The organism is Lysinibacillus sp. NPDC097162 (assembly GCF_044762185.1).
Classification (GTDB): Bacteria; Bacillota; Bacilli; order Bacillales_A; family Planococcaceae; genus Lysinibacillus.
Window position 1 is genome coordinate 95,058 of sequence record NZ_JBIWDT010000001.1, and the last position, 20,607, is coordinate 115,664.

At 38.2% G+C, this 20,607-nt stretch carries 17 protein-coding genes; 15 read left to right on the forward strand and 2 right to left on the reverse strand.

Annotated elements, in window-relative coordinates; translation table 11 throughout:
• Position 1: 1 nt before the first annotated feature.
• The 15 genes from ACIQXW_RS00465 (at position 2) to ACIQXW_RS00535 (ending at position 18,522) form a co-directional block, all read left to right on the forward strand.
• Positions 2-775: a dihydroorotate dehydrogenase electron transfer subunit gene (locus tag ACIQXW_RS00465; protein ID WP_340825958.1), complete on the forward strand. Its 774-nt coding sequence runs from the start codon at positions 2-4 to the stop codon at positions 773-775.
• On the forward strand, positions 772-1,683 hold the full coding sequence (locus ACIQXW_RS00470; RefSeq protein WP_340825956.1) for a dihydroorotate dehydrogenase: 912 nt from the start codon (positions 772-774) through the stop codon (positions 1,681-1,683). The genes ACIQXW_RS00465 and ACIQXW_RS00470 overlap by 4 nt, the downstream gene beginning before the upstream one ends.
• Positions 1,683-2,393: an orotidine-5'-phosphate decarboxylase gene (pyrF, locus tag ACIQXW_RS00475; protein WP_340825954.1), complete on the forward strand. Its 711-nt coding sequence runs from the start codon at positions 1,683-1,685 to the stop codon at positions 2,391-2,393. The genes ACIQXW_RS00470 and pyrF overlap by 1 nt, the downstream gene beginning before the upstream one ends.
• Positions 2,390-3,019 (forward strand): orotate phosphoribosyltransferase, encoded by a 630-nt coding sequence (pyrE, locus tag ACIQXW_RS00480; RefSeq protein WP_402759351.1) that lies wholly within the window; start codon positions 2,390-2,392, stop codon positions 3,017-3,019. Before pyrF ends, pyrE begins: the two co-directional genes overlap by 4 nt.
• Before the next feature lie 721 nt (positions 3,020-3,740).
• On the forward strand, positions 3,741-4,739 hold the full coding sequence (locus ACIQXW_RS00485; RefSeq protein ID WP_340825952.1) for an ABC transporter ATP-binding protein: 999 nt from the start codon (positions 3,741-3,743) through the stop codon (positions 4,737-4,739).
• A 9-nt stretch (positions 4,740-4,748) separates the two neighbouring features.
• Positions 4,749-5,738, forward strand: coding sequence for an ABC transporter ATP-binding protein (locus tag ACIQXW_RS00490; RefSeq protein ID WP_401020461.1), 990 nt, complete (start codon positions 4,749-4,751; stop codon positions 5,736-5,738).
• A 62-nt stretch (positions 5,739-5,800) separates the two neighbouring features.
• Entirely contained in the window at positions 5,801-7,534 is a 1,734-nt protein-coding gene (gene opp4A, locus ACIQXW_RS00495) for an oligopeptide ABC transporter substrate-binding protein (protein WP_402759353.1), read from the forward strand.
• Between the two features lie 93 nt (positions 7,535-7,627).
• Positions 7,628-8,593 (forward strand): oligopeptide ABC transporter permease, encoded by a 966-nt coding sequence (gene opp4B, locus ACIQXW_RS00500; RefSeq protein WP_340825946.1) that lies wholly within the window; start codon positions 7,628-7,630, stop codon positions 8,591-8,593.
• 13 nt (positions 8,594-8,606) lie between these two features.
• Positions 8,607-9,515, forward strand: a complete 909-nt coding sequence (gene opp4C / locus ACIQXW_RS00505; RefSeq protein WP_401020457.1) for an oligopeptide ABC transporter permease — start codon at positions 8,607-8,609, stop codon at positions 9,513-9,515.
• A 1,449-nt stretch (positions 9,516-10,964) separates the two neighbouring features.
• Positions 10,965-11,990, forward strand: a complete 1,026-nt coding sequence (locus ACIQXW_RS00510) for an ABC transporter ATP-binding protein (protein WP_402759356.1) — start codon at positions 10,965-10,967, stop codon at positions 11,988-11,990.
• A complete protein-coding gene (locus tag ACIQXW_RS00515; protein WP_402759358.1) occupies positions 11,971-12,918 on the forward strand; it encodes an ATP-binding cassette domain-containing protein in 948 nt (315 codons plus the stop codon). Before ACIQXW_RS00510 ends, ACIQXW_RS00515 begins: the two co-directional genes overlap by 20 nt.
• A 1-nt stretch (position 12,919) precedes the next feature.
• Entirely contained in the window at positions 12,920-13,882 is a 963-nt protein-coding gene (gene opp4B, locus ACIQXW_RS00520; RefSeq protein ID WP_340825936.1) for an oligopeptide ABC transporter permease, read from the forward strand.
• Between the two features lie 35 nt (positions 13,883-13,917).
• The gene (locus ACIQXW_RS00525) at positions 13,918-14,820 is read left to right on the forward strand and encodes an ABC transporter permease (protein WP_402759360.1); all 903 of its coding nucleotides are present in this window, start codon (positions 13,918-13,920) and stop codon (positions 14,818-14,820) included.
• 17 nt (positions 14,821-14,837) lie between these two features.
• On the forward strand, positions 14,838-16,646 hold the full coding sequence (locus ACIQXW_RS00530) for an oligopeptide ABC transporter substrate-binding protein (RefSeq protein ID WP_402759362.1): 1,809 nt from the start codon (positions 14,838-14,840) through the stop codon (positions 16,644-16,646).
• Positions 16,647-16,716: 70 nt separating this feature from the next.
• On the forward strand, positions 16,717-18,522 hold the full coding sequence (locus ACIQXW_RS00535) for an oligopeptide ABC transporter substrate-binding protein (protein ID WP_402759364.1): 1,806 nt from the start codon (positions 16,717-16,719) through the stop codon (positions 18,520-18,522).
• A 109-nt stretch (positions 18,523-18,631) separates the two neighbouring features.
• On the opposite strand, the gene ACIQXW_RS00540 is transcribed toward ACIQXW_RS00535, so the two are convergent.
• On the reverse strand, positions 18,632-19,558 hold the full coding sequence (locus tag ACIQXW_RS00540; RefSeq protein ID WP_340825926.1) for an ABC transporter ATP-binding protein: 927 nt from the start codon (positions 19,556-19,558) through the stop codon (positions 18,632-18,634).
• A complete protein-coding gene (locus tag ACIQXW_RS00545) occupies positions 19,551-20,606 on the reverse strand; it encodes an ABC transporter ATP-binding protein (RefSeq protein WP_401020441.1) in 1,056 nt (351 codons plus the stop codon). The genes ACIQXW_RS00540 and ACIQXW_RS00545 overlap by 8 nt, the downstream gene beginning before the upstream one ends.
• Position 20,607 lies beyond the last annotated feature (1 nt).

Here is a 20,607-nt window from a genome sequence, read left to right on the forward strand (position 1 = left end):
TATGATTCGTCAAGAGAAAATGACGGTCGTCTCTCAAAAGCAAATTGCGACAAACATTTTCGAATTGACACTTCATGGTGAACTGGTTCAGGATATGACTCCTGGCCAGTTTGTCCATGTAAAGGTGTCAGATTCATTGGAGCCGCTTTTACGTCGACCTATTAGTATTGCAAACATAGATAAAGACAATAGTGAATTTACAATGATCTATCGTGCGGAAGGTCGAGGAACACAAGTGTTAGCGACAAATCGTGAAGGACAGTTAGTCAATGTCCTTGGCCCAATTGGTAATGGCTTCCCAGTCGATGCTGTAAAGACGGGCGGGACGGCATTGTTAGTTGGTGGCGGCATCGGTGTACCACCTTTACATGAACTATCAAAACAGCTTAATGCTCGTGGTGTGAAAACAATCCATGTATTAGGCTTCCAAACAGAAGATGTTTGCTTCTATGAGGAAGAATTTAATGCACTTGGTGAAACACATTACGTAACTGTAGATGGATCGAAAGGAACGAAGGGCTTTGTAACAAACGTGTTAGAAACGCGTGCGCCGGAGTTTGATGTGTTCTATTCTTGTGGCCCTCTACCGATGCTCAAAGCGTTAGAAGGCTTCTACCCAGAAAAAGAAGGCTATTTATCGTTTGAAGAGCGCATGGGCTGTGGCATTGGAGCGTGCTTTGCATGTGTGTGCAAGACAACCGATCAAATTGAAAAAGACTATGTCAAAGTATGCTCTGACGGTCCAGTATTCCCGAAAGGTACGGTGGCATTATGAGTCGTTTAAATATCCAAATACCTGGCTTAAATTTAAAAAATCCAATTATGCCAGCTTCAGGCTGCTTTGGCTTTGGTCGTGAATATGCTCAGTTGTACGATTTATCGAAGCTTGGCGCTATTATGATTAAAGCAACAACAGTGGAAACAAGACCCGGCAATCCAACACCACGTGTAGCGGAAACAGCAGCAGGGATGCTAAATGCCATTGGCTTACAAAATCCTGGTATTGAAAAAGTAATGAATGAAGAATTAAAGTTTTTAGAACGCTATGATGTGCCAATTATCGCCAATGTAGCTGGTACTGAAACTGCAGATTACGTGGAAGTTGCACGTCGCATCTCTGCAGCGCCAAATGTAAAAGCGCTAGAACTGAATATTTCTTGCCCGAACGTCAAATGTGGGGGCATTCAATTCGGTACAGACCCAGCAACAGCACGAGAGCTTGTTGCAGCAGTAAAAGCTGTTTCTGAAGTCCCTGTTTACGTGAAATTATCACCAAATGTAACGAATATCGTAGAAATCGCTCAAGCAGTTGAAGCTGGTGGAGCGGATGGAATTACGATGATTAACACATTAATTGGCATGCGTTTGCATGAACGTACAGGTAAACCAGTAATTGCAAATGGTACAGGGGGCTTATCTGGCCCTGCAGTAAAACCAGTTGCCATTCGTATGGTATATGAGGTATATAAAGCCGTCAATATTCCGATTATTGGAATGGGCGGAGTGAGCGAAGCGCAAGATGTCATTGACTTTATGTCAGCAGGTGCATCAGCAGTCGCAGTTGGGACAGCCAATTTTGTTGACCATTTCGTTTGTCCAAACATCATTGAGGAGTTACCAGCAAAGCTTGACGCATTAGGCGTAGAGCATATTACGGACATAATCGGAAGGAGCCATCGTTAATGAATACAAAACCAATACTAGCACTTGATTTCCCAGGTGAAGCGGAAGTTTTCAAGTTTTTAGCACATTTTCAAGAGCCTCTTTTCGTAAAAATTGGTATGGAGCTTTATATGCAGGAAGGTCCTGATATTGTACGTAAAGTGAAGGATTTAGGGCACGATATTTTCCTAGATTTAAAGCTACATGATATTCCAAATACTGTTGGCTCTGCGATGAAGGGCTTAGCAAAATTAGGAGTAGATTTAGTCAATGTACATGCTGCAGGTGGGCGTCCAATGATGGAAGCTGCACTCGAAGGACTAGAAGCGGGTACACCAGCAGGTCGAGAGCGTGCAGCATTGATTGCTGTGACACAACTAACATCTACTACGGAAGCGCAAATGCAAGCGGAGCAAAAAATTGCGTTAACATTACAAGAATCTGTACTACATTATGCTAGCTTAACAAAACAAGCGGGCTTAAATGGTGTTGTCTGCTCAGTTCATGAAGCACAGGCAATCGCCGAAGTGTGCGGTGAGAACTTCTTACGTGTCACACCAGGTATCCGTTTAGCTGGTGGTGATGCACACGACCAAAAACGCATCGCTACGCCAGATGGTGCAAAACGTGATGGATCTTCATTAATCGTAGTAGGGCGTGCCGTAACAGGTGCCCAAGATCCAGTAGCAGCATATAAAATCGTAAGTGAATTATGGGAGGCAACAAAATGACATTACAAAACGAAATCGCACACGCTATGCTAAAGGTTGGCGCAGTCGAATTAAATCCAACAGATCTTTTCACATGGGCATCGGGCATTCAATCGCCGATATACTGTGATACACGCTTAACTATTTCAGATCCAGTGATCCGTAAGCAATTGGCAAACGGCTTAGCGAAAATTATTAAGGAAAATTTCGAAGGTACAGAAATTGTAGCTGGTACTGCTACAGCAGGTATTCCACATGCTGCATGGGTAAGCGATATTTTAGACTTACCAATGGTGTACGTGCGTTCAAAAGCAAAAGAGCATGGTCGTGGAAATCAAATTGAAGGAAAATACACAGCAGGCCAAAAAGTTGTGGTAGTAGAAGATATTGTGTCAACAGGTGGTTCTTCCATTACAGCAGTAGAAGCTTTGCGTGCAGCGGGGTGTGAAGTACTAGGTGTTGTTTGTGTCTACACTTATAATTTGCCACGCGCTGAGCAAGCGTTTGAAGAAGCGGGCATTCAATATGTATCTTTAACTAACTTTGATTTTCTAATTGAAGCAGCAAACGAATCAGGTGCTATTAAAGAAGAAGATATTCCATTTTTAAAAGACTGGCATGCAAAACTTAAAGCTGGAACATTATAAGTTTAATAAATCAGAAAAACGAATAAAAAACGATCACGGGTAAATTAGCCAGTGATCGTTTTTTTTTTTTTATAAAGATGTACGTTTAGAAAAATTTATAAAAAAATAGTTTTTTACTGTAGCAAAAAGTGCTTTTTGTTGTTAATACTTTAAACCGAAAAATTATATAAAAATAATTATTGAATATTTAAAATAAACAGAAATATCGAATTGTTCCTATAATCTTCAAGTTTACCAAATAAAAGAATGAATTAAGAGAGAAGAGCATGAAATACAGTTTAGAATATTAGTATATTTAAATAATAAATAATTGATGGATAATAGAAAAAATAAGAAGGGAAGCAAATAGATGTTTAAAAAGAATAGAAAAATTATATAATTTTTTGTAATAGTTGTATGGTTTATTATGTATATAACATTATGAGAGTTGGAAAAAAACTCTTGATTAAATGCGTTATTTCTATATAAAATAGCAATATGAATAATTTTCAGATAATTCCATAAGTATATAGTTAGATGATTTTTTTGTTTCTACTGTAAAAAATTTATTAATTTGTTTTTAATTAGAATTATATAAAAACTAATAAATATTTGAGTAGAAATGATATTGAAATAAGTTTAATCAATTTTGAATCCTTTTTTCTGAATATTGAATCAGAAAAGATTGTCATCGTAAGTTTTTACTACATATTTCTATTTAGAAAAAATACAAAAAGGTGTGATGATTGCAATGAATTTAATGCTTGAAGTGAAAAACCTTAAAACTGGTTTTGATATAGACGGAGATATATATCACGCGGTGGATAACGTTTCGTTTTCCGTTAAGCCCGGCCAAATTGTAGGTATTGTAGGGGAATCTGGTTGTGGAAAAAGTGTTATGTCACTGTCGATTATGCAGCTACTTCCTCAAGGGATTGGCAAAGTTACTGGCGGAGAAATAAAGTTCCAAGGCAAAAGTATTGAGGGCTACAAAAGTGATGAGATGAATAAAATACGAGGAAAAGATATTAGTATGATCTTTCAAGAGCCTATGACATCTTTAAACCCTGTATTTACAATTGGCAATCAGATTGAAGAGATTTTATTAAACCATCTACCAATCTCGAAAACTGATGCAAGACAGCAGTCAATTGAATTATTAAAGAGTGTAGGCATACCAAGACCAGATAAAATTGTCGACGAATATCCACATCAACTATCAGGGGGGATGCGACAAAGGGTCATGATTGCGATTGCCATCGCTTGTCATCCAAAGCTTTTAATTGCTGATGAACCTACTACTGCACTAGATGTAACTGTACAAGCACAAATACTTGAATTGCTGAAAAAAATTCAAGCGGAAAATGATATGTCCATTATATTGATTACGCATGATTTAGGTGTAGTGGCAGAAATGTGTGATGAAGTCATCATTATGTATGCTGGGAAAATTGTAGAGCGCACGAATGTGGACAATCTATTCTATAATCCAAAGCATCCTTATACGAAGTTATTAATGGCATCCATTCCACGCATTGATATCGAAGTTAGTGAGCTAACGACAATTCAAGGCATTGTGCCATCTTTAAAAAATATGCCGACAGTCGGCTGTCGATTTGCAGATAGATGCCCGTCGGTGAAACCCGAGTGTAGTACGGTAACTCCTCAGCTTGTCCAAATCGGCGATGGCCATGAGGTTTCGTGCTTACTATATGAAGGTTCTATCCTAGAGAAGGTGTGAGGTAACAACATGACTGATACGACAATCAAACAACAAAAAGAAACTTTGCTCGAAGTGAACAACTTAAAAACCTATTACCCTATTAAAGGTGGATTTCTTAAAAAAACAGTCGGACAAGTGAAGGCTGTAGACAATATTTCATTTTCTATCAAAAATGGTGAAACATTGGGCTTAGTTGGTGAGTCAGGATGCGGAAAATCAACAACAGGCCGTACGATTATTAGATTGTTAGATTCTACAGAAGGACAAATCGTGTTTGATGGAAAGGATATTACGAAAATACAAGGCAAATCATTAAGAGAAATAAGAAAAGATATCCAGATGGTATTCCAAGATCCTTATGCATCATTAAATCCAATGCAGATGGTAGGGAGTATCGTAGCTGAGCCTATTATGAATTTTCATAATAAAACACTGAATTCTTTAAAAGAAGAAGTCATTGAATTATTAAGAAAAGTAGGGTTACCTAAGGACGCATATTATAAATATGCGCATGAATTTTCAGGTGGTCAACGTCAACGAATTGGTATTGCAAGAGCACTAGCCCTTAAACCGAAGCTAATAATTGCCGATGAACCAGTTTCTGCCTTAGATGTTTCCGTGCAATCACAAGTTTTAAATCTACTAAAAGAATTGCAAGATGAGTTTGATTTAACCTTTTTATTTATTGCGCACGACTTAAGTGTTGTAAAACATATGAGTGACCGCATTGGCGTTATGTATTTAGGCAATATTGTTGAAATTGCAAACAAGGTAAGCATATATGACGAGCCATTGCATCCATATACACAAGCACTCATTTCAGCAATACCTGTGCCGGATCCTCGAAAAAAAAGCAATCGCATTGTTTTACAAGGCGATGTACCGAGCCCAGCTAATCCTCCGCAAGGATGCCCATTCCATCCAAGGTGCCCGAAGGCTATGATGGAATGTTCCTTAACTAAACCAGTATTAAAGGAGGTGAAGCCAGATCATAAAGTTGCTTGCCACTTATATTAAATATGGCAAGAAAAAAAAGGAAAAAATGCTTTTCAAAATAAAAAATTAACGGGGGGAAAAAAATGAAAAAGACTAAAACATCATGGTCACTTTTACTAATGCTCGTCATGGCATTGTTCCTAGCAGCATGTAATAATGATTCATCGAAAACTGACGACAAAGATACAGGAAAGGATACAGAAAAACCAGTAACGACAACTACTGATGCTAAAGCAGGTGGCGTTGTAACATTCGGTACAGACCAAGCGCCAGAGGGCGTATTTGACCCTGCCTTTGCAGGAAGTATTGTAGATAGCTATATCCAAGGCTTCATGATGGATGGTATTTATGATGTAAATGATGAGTTAGAATATATACCAAACCTTGCAAAATGGGATATTAGTGAAGATAAATTAACGTATACATTCAACTTTGAAAAAGGTGTGAAATGGCATAATGGTGAGGAATTAACAGGTGAAGACTGGGTATTCGCTTTAGAAACTTTAGCAGATCCTGATTATGATGGCCCTCGTTTTAATTATGTTGAAGGTGTAAAAGGGGCAGAAGATAAAAAAGCAGGTAAAGCAGATAAAATTTCAGGAATTGAAGTTGTTGACCCTTACACGATTAAAGTTACATTTAAAGAAGTGAAAATTAATAATCTAGAAAGTATTTGGCAATTCCCAATGCCGAAGAAACATTATGAAGGCATTGCAGTAAAAGATTTAAGTGAATCGAAGCAAGTGCGTGAAACGCCTGTAGGCAATGGACCGTTTAAGGTGAAAAAAGTTGTTGACGGCGAATATTCTGAATTAGAGCGTTTTGATGATTACTGGAAAGGGAAACCAACGCTTGATGGTGTAATTGTAAAAGTAATTGACCCATCATTAGCTGCGGGTGCGTTCCAAAACGGAGAAATCGACATCATGGATATTAGACCACAATCTGTGAAAGAGCTTTCAGCATTAAGCAATGTACGTATCGAAGAAACGACTGGTGTAGGCTATTCTTATATCGGGCTTCGTTTTGGTCATCGTGATAAAGCTACACTTAAAAATGTAGCAGATTTTGATAAATTCAATTCAAAAGAATTACGTCAGGCACTATTATATGCTCTTAACCGTCCAGCAATGATCGATGCTTTCTTAGAAGGAAAAGCTGAAGTTGCGAATACAGTTATTCCAGTTACTTTCTGGACTGCTGCAGATGCTTCAGATTTAAATGCATATGACTTTAATGTAGATAAAGCGAAAGAACTGTTAAAAACAGCAGGCTATGTTGATAAAGATGGCGATGGATTTGTTGAAGATCCACAAGGCCAACCATTTAAAATTTCATTTGGACACTATGCAGGACCAGCGGCATTTGAAGGTCGTTCACAAGCAATCATCCAATCTTGGAATGATATTGGCGTAAAAACTGAATTAGCAACAGGTAGCTTAGTTGAGTTTAACTTGTACAACGAGATGAAAGATAATGATGACGCTGCATTAGAGGCATTCTTCGGTTCTTGGAGTATGGGCTCTGATCCAGATCCATCTGGCCTATGGGCAAATGATGCAGAATGGAACTACGGTCGTTATGTAGATGAGGAAAACGACAAATTATTAAAAGAAGCGTTAAGTGAAGCTGCATTTGATAAAGACTACCGTAAAAAAGTTTATGTTGATTGGCAAAAATACTTCAACGAACAATTACCAGCACTTCCTTTATGGGAAAACCTAGATCTATATGGTATTAACAACCGACTACAAGGTGTTCATATTAACGCTGTTGGTTTCCAAACAGACGTTTATAAATGGCATATTGTCGAGTAAGTTAAATGCCTAAAAAAGGCTGAGAAACCTACTACTATCGGGCTCTTTTAGGAGCCTGGTAGTAGTAAATTATAATTGATAAGGGGACGTCACATGCTTCAATACACACTTCGAAGATTACTCGGCATGATTCCATTGTTACTCCTTATTTCGTTAGTTGTGTTCTTCTTAGCAAAAATGATGCCAGGAGATCCATTTGCGGGAGAAATTGATCCATCAAATACAAACCCACAATACATCGAGGAAATGAGAGAGAAGTTAGGCTATAATGATCCAATTATCGTGCAATATGGAAGATGGATGTCTAATTTTGTACAAGGGGATTTTGGTAAATCAACAGTTTATAAAAAACCTGCAGTAGAAGTAATTGTACAACGAATTCCGAATACATTATTTTTAGCAGTAACATCTTTAATTTTGACGTATATTTTTGCTTTTTTCATGGGTATGTATGCTGGGCGAAAACCATATACATTAGGCGATAATTTAATAGCTTCGTACAATTATTTGGCTTTAGCGATTCCATCATTTGTCGCTGGTATTGTAGCCATTTATGTTTTCTCTTTCCAACTAGGGTGGTTCCCATTCAACGGCTCAGTTGGCGTAGGGCTTCAAGAAGGAACGTTTGCTTATTACCTAAGTAGGGTTCATCATGTGTTATTGCCTTCACTTGTATTAGGATTAATGGGAACGGCTTCCTATACGCAATTTTTACGAAACGATATTATTGAAAACAGCAGAAAAGATTTCGTCCGTACAGCGAGAGCAAAAGGAACAAAGGAATCAAAAATTTACAACAAGCATATTTTAAGAAATTCGATTATTCCGATTATTACTTTTCTTGGTTTTGACATCGCTACATTAATTAGTGGTGCAGTAATAACAGAAACCATCTTTACTTATCCCGGAATAGGCGCACTGTTCTTAGATTCCGTTGGTAGAAGAGATTATGCGGTCATGATGTCGATAACTATGTTACTTTCGTTCTTAACACTTTTTGGGAATTTAGTAGCCGATTTATTGTATGGTATAGTAGATCCGCGAATTAGACTAGATTAGGGAGGGGAAATATGTGGAGATTATTACAAAACAAGAAGCGTCTGCATCAAAAACACTGAATAAAAGCCCCTCTCCATGGGTGATAGCGAGAAGAAAGTTCGTTAAAAATAAATTAGCTATGATAAGCCTTATTTTTTTACTAATCGTTATTATTCTATCGTTTTTAGCGCCATATATTACGACAAAAGATATTGTGCGTGTAGACTTTATGAAAATTAGCCAACCACCTTCAAGTGAGAATTGGCTTGGAACCGATACAAATGGCCGTGATGTATTTACACGAATGCTTTATGCTGGTAAATCTTCTTTAACGGTTGGTATAGGTTGTATGTTTTTCATTGTTTTAATTGGGACAACTATAGGGTCTATTTCAGGTTATTTTGGTGGCAAGATTGATCAAATTTTAATGCGTTTCACTGACTTTGTATTAATGTTCCCTTTATTAGTTTTTGTTATCGTATTAAATACGATTTTAGTTGGTAAAGTTTCGGGGCTATGGACGTTAATCATTGTCATTTCCGTTTTAAGCTGGGGTAGTGTTGCCCGCGTTGTACGAAGTCGAATTCTTGCAGAAAAAGAAAATGAGTACATTTTAGCTGCACAGTCAATCGGCTGTAAATCATCGAAAATCATTATTAAACATTTATTACCGAACGTCGCTTCTACAATCATTGTACAAGCTACATTATTAATGGCGGTAACCATTGTAATAGAGTCGGCGTTAAGCTTCTTAAACTTCGGTGTGCCAGCAGATACGCCAAGTTGGGGAAATATGCTTGCAGAGGCTAGAAACTCAGATGTGTTAAGAGATAAAATTTGGATATGGATTCCACCAGCAACAGCAATTACATTAGTAATTTTATCGATTAATTTTATCGGTGAAGGACTAAAAGATGCGATGAATCCAAAATCAAGAAGATAATGTTGGTAAATAAATGGCACCTATCAAAGTGAACTTCACTTTGATAGGTGCCATTTGCTGTTGGTGTGGAGCGAGGGGGGTGATTCTGCTAGCGGAGCAAGGAGGTGATTCCGCGGAGCAAGGAGGTGATTCCGCGGAGCAAGGAGTTGATTCCGCGGAGCAAGGGAGGTGATTCCGCGGAGTGAGGAGGTAATTCCGCGGAACGAGGAGAGAATCCCGCGGAGTGAGGTAGTGATTCCGCGGAGCAAGGGTGTAATTCCGCGGAGCAAGGAGGTAATTCCGCGGAGTGAGGTAGTAATTCCGCGGAGCGAGGAGGTAATTCCGCGGAGCGGGGAGGTAATTCCGCGGAGTGAGGAGAGAATTCCGCGGAGCAAGGGAGTAAATCCGCGGAGCAAGGAGATAATTCCGCGAAGCGGGGGAGTAATCCGCGGAGCAAGGATGTAAATCCGCGGAGCAAGGGTGTAATTCCGCGGAGCAAGGGTGTAATTCCGCGAAGCGAGGAGGTAATTCCGCGGAGTGAGGAGGTAATTGAGGTGATGCCGCGGGGCGAGGAGAGAATTCCGCGGAGCGAGGTAGTGATTCCGCGGAGCGGGGAGAGAATTCCGCGGAGCAAGGGGGTGATGCCGCGGAGCGGAGAGGTAATTTCGCGGGGCGAGGGTGTAATTCCGCGGAACGGGCAGATAATTCCACGGAGCGAGGAGAGAATTCCGCGGAGCAAGGAGAGAATTCCGCGAAGCGAGAGAGGTAATCCATCGAAGCAGGGACCTAATCCCGCTCTATTAGAAATATGTAGAAAGAAATATCAAAATTGTACATGGAAGCCTGAAATGAAGCGTAGAAACTAACTATTTTTATGTAAAAGGTTGCTAAATTTAAATTTGATTTTTGTGTGGAAAATAAAAAAATAATTATAAGTTTATGGTAAAAATAAAATTTTTTTAATGTAATAAGGAATTAAAAAACAAAGCGTTTTAAAACAAAACGTACTTGAATAAAAGCATTCAAATAAAATTTATTTATTAGCAAATTTTTTTATTAATTATTGAAAAAGGTTGATTTATGAAGTTAAACTTCACTCTATTTTATTATTTTAAAATATTTCATGAGCGTTTACTTATTTGTTTTATTTATATAACAAATAAGTAAAATTGGTAGGTGGAAAATGAAATTCATCTAGATAAATAGTAGGTGAGAATACTCTTTTTTATGATAATAATTTGAAAAAAACGCTTGATTTTGCATATAAATACTAGATAAAATAGCGTTATAATTAATTATCAGATAATTCTATCTATACGAAGGCAGGTTGCTTTACTTGTAATTAACAAGCTAAATGTGCTTGTCTTTAGCAAAAATAAAAAAATAGGGAGGGGTTAGTTTAGGGGAATTATAATTTTGAAATAAAGATAAATGTATTTGTCAGAAAACTGAATGTTGGAGGGAGATTGTTTGTGTACAAATAACTTATTAACAATTAACAATTTAACAACGAGTTTTCGTATTAAAGACACATACCACGCAGCAGTAGAAGATGTCTCGCTCTCACTAAGAAAAAATGAGATTTTAGCGATAGTAGGAGAGTCGGGCTGTGGGAAGAGTACGTTAGCCACAACTATTGTTGGCTTACATAATGATGGGAATACAAAAGTGACTGGGGAAATACTTTACAATCAACAAAATTTAACAAAGTTAAGTGAAGTACAATTCAACCAATTAAGAGGCAATGATATTGGCTTTATATTTCAAGATCCTCTTTCAGCTTTAAACCCATTAATGCGCATTCATGAACAAATTGCGGAAGGTCTTATTTATCACACAACACTAACTAAAAAGCAACGTGAAGCACGTGTTTTAGAATTGCTTGAGCAAGTAGGGATTGCTCATCCTAAACGGGTTGCTAGACAATTCCCGCATCAATTATCAGGTGGTATGCGCCAACGTGTCATGATTGCGATAGCGCTATCCAGTAAACCGGCCATCATTATTGCTGATGAACCGACTACAGCTTTAGATGTAACGATTCAAGCACAGATTCTAGACCTTTTAAAGTCGCTTCAAGATGAGACACAAGCAGGCATTATTTTAATTACCCATGACTTAGGTGTTGTGGCAGAAATTGCAGACCGTGTAGCCGTCATGTATGCAGGGCAAGTTATTGAAGAGGCACCCGTTCAAGAACTGTTTAATAATGCTAAACATCCATATACACGTTCCTTATTAAATTCAATTCCACAAACACATGAGGAAAATGAACGGCTAGAGGTAATACGGGGTATGGTGCCTTCGCTCATGAATTTGCCACGTGAAGGCTGTCGTTTCTCTGCACGCATACCGTGGATTGATGCATCAGCACATGAAAGTGATCCACAATTACATGAAATTGCACCGGGGCATTTTGTTCGTTGCACCTGCTGGAAACACTTTTGCTTTGAAGGGGAGCTAGGAGGTGGACAGTATGACATTTATGCTAATTAAAGATTTAAACGTCCATTATTCAATACGAGGTGGCTTTTTTAATACTGTCATTGATAAAGTGTATGCGGTTGACGGTGTGACGATGGCGTTTGAAAAAGGAAAAACATATGGTTTAGTCGGTGAATCAGGTTCTGGTAAATCAACTACAGGTAAAGCAATCATTGGTCTCGAAAAGGTAACGTCTGGCCAAATCATTTATGAAGGGCACGATGTTACTAATAAACGACGTAAGCGTAATTCTGCGTATAACAGAGATATTCAAATGATTTTCCAAGACGCACACTCGAGTATGAATCCAAGAAAGCGTGTACTGGATATTCTAGCAGAGCCAATGCGCAATTTTTTGAAGCTCAGCGATCAGGAGGAACGCAAGCGTATTAAAGCGCTACTTGCCATTGTTGGTATGTCAGAGGACGTCTTGTTAAAGTATCCGCATGAATTTTCAGGAGGACAAAAGCAACGTCTTGGTATCGCGCGGGCAGTTGCTACTAATCCAAAATTGATTATTGCGGACGAGCCTGTATCCTCACTTGATTTATCGGTTCAAGCACAAGTACTAAATTTTATGAAAGATATTCAGCAAGAATATGGGCTAAGTTACTTATTTATATCTCATGACCTCGGAGTCGTAAAACATATGTGTGATTACATTGCAATCATGTACAAGGGGCGCTTTGTTGAAACGGGTACCCGTCAGGATATTTACATCAATCCACAGCATATTTACACAAATCGCCTGTTGTCAGCTATACCACATATTGAGCCTGAAACGAGGATAGCACGTAAAGCAGCTCGGCAAAAAGTCGAAGAGAAGTATCGCAAAGATCATCATCACTATTATGATGAGAATGGTAAAGTATACCCTTTAAAATCCATTTCAGAGACCCATAAAGTAGCGATGTCTGAAATTGAGCAGGAGGGATTGTAAAATGTGGAAAACTGTTATTAGACGCATTATTGTAATGATTCCCCAAATGTTTATATTGAGTTTAATTATATTTATTTTGGCAAAACAAATGCCTGGCGATCCTTTTACAGGATTAATTACACCAGAGACAGATCCTTCGAGGATTGAGGAACTACGCATACAAGCGGGCTTCTATGATCCTTGGTATGTTCAATATTATCGCTGGATTACGAATGCCTTTCAAGGTGATTTTGGACAAAGCTATACATATAAAATTGCGGTGTCCACTCTTATTGGTGAGCGTGCACTTAATACATTTTGGCTTTCATTACTTAGTGTTATTCTTGTCTACTTGCTCGCCATACCATTGGGAATGCTTGCAGGACGTAAGCAAGATACATTTTTAGATAAATCGATTATCCTATACAGTTTTATTAGCTTCGCAATTCCCACTTTTGTATTATCTCTCGTTTTCTTGTTCGTTTTTGGTTATCGCTTAATGTGGTTCCCAACGAGTGGAACCGTTGATGTTGGACTTGAATCAGGAACGATGGCCTATTTTTGGAATAAAATATATCACTTGCTATTGCCTGCTATGACGGCAGCTATTTTAGGTACTACAGGGATTATCCAATATTTACGCTCGGAAATTATTGATGCTAAAACACAAGATTATGTAAAAACAGCTCGAAGTAAAGGCATTCCAATCCGTAGAATATATGCGCGACATATTTTCCGCAATTCAGTTCTTCCTATTGCAGCGTTTTTAGGGTTTACAATAACAGGTTTATTAGGTGGCTCGATTTTCATAGAAACTATTTATGGCTACCCAGGTATGGGGGAATTGTTTATTAGTTCAATAACGAGTCGCGACTATAGTGTCATTACTGCACTCATCATGCTCTATGGTTTCTTAGCATTATTAGGTAGTCTGCTGTCGGACATTATTATGAGCATTGTGGATCCTCGTATCCGTATAGACTAACGACTAACATAATGTGTAAGAAGAGGTGAATATGAATGACGCAACAAACTTACGAGACGAATATGATGGAAAACTCTCCGCCGACAGGTATACAAGTCGTTTTACGAGAGTTTAAAAAAGATAAAGTAGCGATGTTTTCCTTTTTTGGTGTCACGATTATTATGTTAATGATTTTTATTGCAGCAGGGATGCTCAACCAAGAAGAAGTATTGAAAATTAATTTGCTAGAACGCTATACCGAACCAGGTGTTAATGGATACATTCTTGGAGCGGATGAGGCAGGGCGTGATGTGCTTGGCCAGCTAATTATTGGGGCGAAAAATTCGCTTTTAATTGCTATATGGGTAACGGTGATAGCCAATATTATAGGCATAGCTATGGGAATTATTATGGGCTATTACAGCGGTATTGTGGATAATGTGATGATGCGAATAATTGATTTTATTATTACATTACCGACACTTATGATTTTTATTGTCCTTGTTTCTATCATTCCAGAATATGGCGTTCTTGAGCTCGTTATTATTATTAGTGCATTTCAATGGATAGGGATTGCTCGGTTAATTCGAAGTAAAGCTTTATCAGAAGGACGACGGGATTATGTGAGTGCATCCAAAACGATGGGGACAAGTGATATCGCTATTATGTTTAAAGGGGTATTACCGAATTTAAGTTCGATTTTAATAGTAGAGTTTACATTAAGTCTTGCGGGTAATATTGGGATTGAAACAGGGCTATCATTTTTAGGGTTTGGGCTACCCCCTTCGACTCCAAGTTTAGGAACTTTAGTAAGCTATGCTAGAAATCCGCTCGTCTTAGCTGACAAATGGTGGGTTTGGCTACCAGCATCTTTATTAATTTTAGTTTTAATGCTTGGTATTAATTATATCGGACAAGCACTTCGTCGCGCCGCTGATGCAAAACAAAGATTGGGATAACAGAGGAGGCTATAACAATGAGGAAAAAGTGGTTGATGACAATCGTTACGTTGGCAATCTTATTGCTATTAGCTGCCTGCAATCGCAACGATAAAAAGCAAGCAAACGAAGCTGAAGGCAGCAACGATAAGCCAGCACAAACGGAAGATAACAAAGTAGATACAAGTACTCTTCCAGTTGAAGTAACAAACGAAGGGGACACTATTCAAGGGGGCACATTACATGTAGGGCTTGTGACAGATTCGCCTTTCAAAGGAGTTTTCTCCTGGGAGCTTTATGCAGATGTCTATGATGCAGAAATTATGGGCTACGCAACAAATAATTTATTTGTCGTAGATGAAGACTTTTTAATAACTGATAAAGGCATCGCCAAGTTAGACGTCGATGCAGATAATAAAAAAGTAATGATTTCGATTCAAGGAGATGTAAAGTGGTCGGATGGAACGCCATTAACCGCGGAAGATCTAATCTATCCTTATGAAATAATTGGTCATCCCGATTATGAAGGTGTACGCTACGATGATGACTTCAAAAATATTGTAGGGGCAGAAGAATATCATGATGGCAAAACAGAAACGATTTCTGGTATTAAAAAAATAGATAATAAAACGATTGAAATTACTTTTAAGAAAATATCACCTGCAATTTATTCAGGTGGTGATGGTTTATGGAGCTATGCAGCACCGAAACATCAACTTGCATCCATTGCCGTAAAAGATTTAATTTCATCTGATGTCGTTCGCAAAAATCCAATTACACTAGGGCCATTTAAATTTGACAATATAGTCAATGGTGAGTCCGTACAGTTTGTAGCAAATGAACACTACTATAAAGGTAAACCAAAAATTGATAAAGTGGTTGTGCAAGTTGTACCAGCAACTTCCGTTGGGGAAGCGCTGAAAACAGGGAAATTTGATATAACATCAGAATTTAGAGCTAATCAATATGATAGTATTAAAAATTTATCGAATATTTCGATATTAGGGCGTCCTGAATTATCATACAGCTATCTCGGCTTTAAGTTAGGGAAATATGACAAAGAAAAAGGCGAAAATATTTATGATGAAAAGGCAAAAATGAATGATATTGATTTACGTAAAGCGATTGCCTATGCAATGGATATTGAAACTGTAACAGATAAATTTTATCAAGGGTTACGAGTGCGTGCCAATTCTCTGATCCCACCAGCTTTTAAATCATACTACGATGAAACGCTAGAGGGATATCACTACAATCCTGAAAAAGCGAAAGAAATACTAGATGCAGCAGGCTATAAAGATACAGATGGTGATGGTATTCGTGAAGATAAAAACGGTAATAAGTTTGCTATTCGTTTAGCGGCGATAGCTGGCTCTGATACGGATGAAGCGATCGTTGAGTACTATCGTCAAAATTGGAAGGATGTTGGTTTAGATGTGCAATTAACGACAGGGCGTCTTCTTGAATTCAACAACTTCTACGATAAAGTAGAAGCAGATGATCCTGAAATTGATATGTATATGGGGGCTTGGGGAACTGGAACAAATCCATCTCCAGCAGGATTATATAGTAAAGGCGCAGCGTTTAACTTCAGTCGCTATGTTTCGGAAGAGTTGACGAATTTATTAAATAATATCGATTCTGAGGAAGCGCTAGATACAGATTATCGTGCACAGGCTTTCCGTGCATGGCAAGAATATATGCATGAAAAGGCAACGATTATACCAATGTATTTCCGTACTGAAATTATTCCTGTCAATAAACGCATAAAAAACTACACTATTAAATACGGAAATGTTACAGAGCTACAAAATGTTGAATTTATAGCAGACACAGCAATTAAATAGGTCAATGTTTATGATGTAACTAATATAAAGAGAAGTGAGATTCATTGGAAGAAATGGGGAGGAAATACCGATGAGAAAAGAATGGTCAATACTATCCGTAATGTTAGCATTCCTATTGCTATTAGCTGCCTGCAATCGTACCGATAAAGAGCAGGCAAACGAGCCTGAAGGCAGTAATGATAAACCAGCACAAACAGAGGATAACAAAATAGATACAAGTTTACTACCGACTGAAGTAATAAATGAGGGTGAAGCCATTCAAGGAGGCACATTACATGTAGGGCTTGTTTCAGATTCACCATTCAAAGGCATTTTCTTAGCTGAGCTTTCTGCGGACGCTACAGATAGTTCTATTACAGGCTATGCTTCAAATGGTTTATTCGAAGTCGATGGAGACTTTCTAATAACAGATGAAGGAATAGCCAAGTTAGAAGTTGATACTGACAATAAAAAAGCGACAATCACTATTCAAAGTGATGTAAAATGGTCGGATGGAATGCCATTAACGGCAGAGGATTTAATCTATCCATATGAAATAATCGGCCATCCCGATTATGAAGGCGTACGTTATGATGACAACTTCAAAAATATTGTAGGCGCAGAAGAATACCATGATGGCAAAGCTACTACAATTTCTGGTATTAAAAAGATTGATGATAAAACGATTGAAATTTCTTTAAAGAAAGTGTCACCTGCAATTTATTCAGGTGGTGATGGTTTATGGGGCTATGCAGCACCTAAGCATCAACTAAAATCCATTGCGATAAAAGATTTAATTTCATCTGATGCTGTAAGAAAAAATCCAATCACACTTGGACCATTTAAGTTTGAGCAAATTGTGAATGGAGAGTCCGTGCAGTTTGTAGCAAATGAACACTATTTTAAAGGAAAACCGAAAATTGAAAAGCTTATTGTACAAGTCGTTTCCACTTCAACTGTTGGTGAAGCGTTGAAAGCAGGGCGATTTGATATCGCTTCAGTCCCTGCTACACAATATGATACTATAAAAAATTTATCGAATATTTCGATTTTAGGGCGTCCTGAATTATCATACAGCTATCTCGGCTTTAAATTAGGAAAATACGATCAAGAAAAAGGTGAAAATATTTATGACGAAAACGCTAAAATGAATGATATCCAATTACGACATGCGATTGCCTATGCAATGGATATCGAAACCGTAACAGATAGGTTTTATCAAGGTCTGCGAGTGCGTGCGAATTCATTAATTCCACCAGCATTTAAAACATACTATGATGGAGCGCTTGAGGGCTATCATTATGATACTGAGAAAGCGAAAGAATTATTAGATGCAGCGGGCTATAAAGATATAGATGGTGACGGTATTCGTGAAGATAAAGAGGGCAACAAGTTTACCATTCGTTTAGCGGCGATGTCAGGTTCTGATACGGATGAAGCGATCGTCGAGTACTATCGTCAAAACTGGAAAGAGGTAGGCTTAGATGTGCAATTAACGACAGGGCGTTTAATTGAATTCAACAACTTCTACGATAAAGTACAAGCAGATGATCCTGAAATTGATATGTATATGGCTGCTTGGAGTACTGGCACGAACCCGTCACCAGCAGGGTTGTACAGCAAAGGAGCCGCATTTAACTTTAGTCGCTACGTTTCTGATGACTTAACAAAGCTATTAAATGATATTGACTCAGAAGAGGCATTGGATGCAACATATCGAGCGAAGGCATTCCGTTCATGGCAAGAATATATGAGTGACAAGGCAATGATAATACCAATGTATTTCCGCACGTCAACGATAGCAATCAATAAACGGATAAAAAGCTATAATATTGATCGGGAAACGGGTACAGAGATACAAGATCTTGAACTAATAGCTGATGCACCGATAAAATAAGTGTATAATGGTAAATATAGTATTTCTTACAATTTATAGAAGAGATGAATAATCGAATCCTCAAAAAAAAGATCCATCCATTGCATAAGTTCAATGGATGGATCATATATTATTTAGTGGCAACCCATGTTTTCACAAGGTCAGCAGTACCATAAACATAATGTTGTTCGCCAACTTCATGGTATGTTGCGCTTTCGTCAACTTCTGTATGTTTGTAAGGAATACGTTGACGACGCTTTTCTGACATTGGGTCTGGAAGCGGGATTGCTGATAATAATGATTTTGTATAAGGATGAACAGGATGATTATAAATATCATCGGCTTTACCAATTTCCATAATTTTACCACGATACATAACGGCGATACGATCACTGATGTATTTAACCATTGAAAGGTCATGGGCAATGAACAGGTATGTTAAGCCACGTTCTTTTTGTAGTTGTTTTAATAAGTTAACAACTTGCGCTTGAATCGATACGTCAAGTGCAGAGATTGGTTCATCGGCAATGATGAACTTTGGATCTAAGCTAAGGGCACGAGCGATACCGATACGCTGACGTTGACCACCTGAGAATTCATGTGCGTAACGATTGGCGTGCTCTTTGTTTAAACCTACAGCTTCAAGCAATTGGTTGATTTTTTCGCGACGTTCTTTCTTATCCTTGTATAAGCCATGAATATCGAAAGCTTCTGCAATGATTTCCCCAGCTGTCATACGAGGGTTTAACGAAGCATATGGATCTTGGAAAATCATTTGCATTTGACGATTAAAAGTCTTTAAATCGCTTTTTGATTTTTTACCATGCACGTTTTGACCATCGAAAATAATTTCGCCATCTGTAATATCATATAGGCGAATGATTGAGCGACCAGTCGTCGATTTACCACAGCCTGATTCTCCAACAAGTCCAAGTGTTTCACCTTCATAAACATCAAAGCTAATACCATCAACAGCTTTAATAGGGTTGCTTGGTGAACCAAAGTATTGCTTTACGTTTTTAATTTCAAGAATTTTTTTTGCACCTGTTTTAGTCATTGAATTCTGCCTCCTTCGCTAAAAAGCCCTCAATACGTTTAGCAACCGCATCTGGAAGTGGAATTTTTGGCGCATCAGGATGTAACAACCAAGTTTTTGCAAAGTGAGTGTCGCTTACTTGGAACATTGGCGGCTCTTGCTCATAGTCAATCGCCATTGCAAATTCATTACGAGCAGCAAAAGCATCTCCCTTTGGAGGGTTTGTAAGATCTGGAGGTGAACCAGGAATCGTACGTAATAGCTCGTCCTCATTACTATCTAAATCAGGCATAGAACCAAGTAATCCCCATGTATAAGGATGTTTTGGATTATAGAAAATATCATTTACTGTACCATACTCGACGATTTGACCAGCATACATAACGGCTACGCGGTCAGCAACGTTAGCTACAACGCCTAAGTCATGCGTAATGAAAATGATAGAAGTTTTAGAACTTTTTTGGATTTCTTTCATTAATTCTAAAATTTGTGCTTGGATTGTTACGTCCAATGCAGTTGTTGGCTCATCGGCGATTAACAGCTTAGGATCAGCCGCAAGTGCAATAGCGATAACAACACGTTGACGCATCCCGCCTGAAAATTCATGTGGATATTGATTGTAACGTTTTTCAGGGAAGGGGATACCTACTTGCGTTAAAAGTTCGATTGCGCGTTTTTTAGCATCAGCCTTAGAAACTTTCTTATGTTGCAAAATTACTTCAGTTATTTGACGTCCGACCTTCATAGTTGGATTCAAACTTGTCATCGGATCCTGGAAGATCATAGCAATTTCATTTCCGCGTACTTTCGACATTTCTTTATCAGAAAGTGGAATTAAATCACGGCCGTTAAATAAAATTTGTCCTGACTCATAAATACCAGGTGGCTGTGGAATTAATTTCATTAAGGCGTTACTCGTAACACTCTTACCAGAACCAGATTCACCAACGATCGCTAGTGTTTCACCTTCTTTTAAATCAAAGTTTACACCACGCACAGCATGGACAAGCCCTGCATATGTTTTAAAGTTAATTTTTAAATCTTTTACTTCTAAAATTGTTTTACTCATT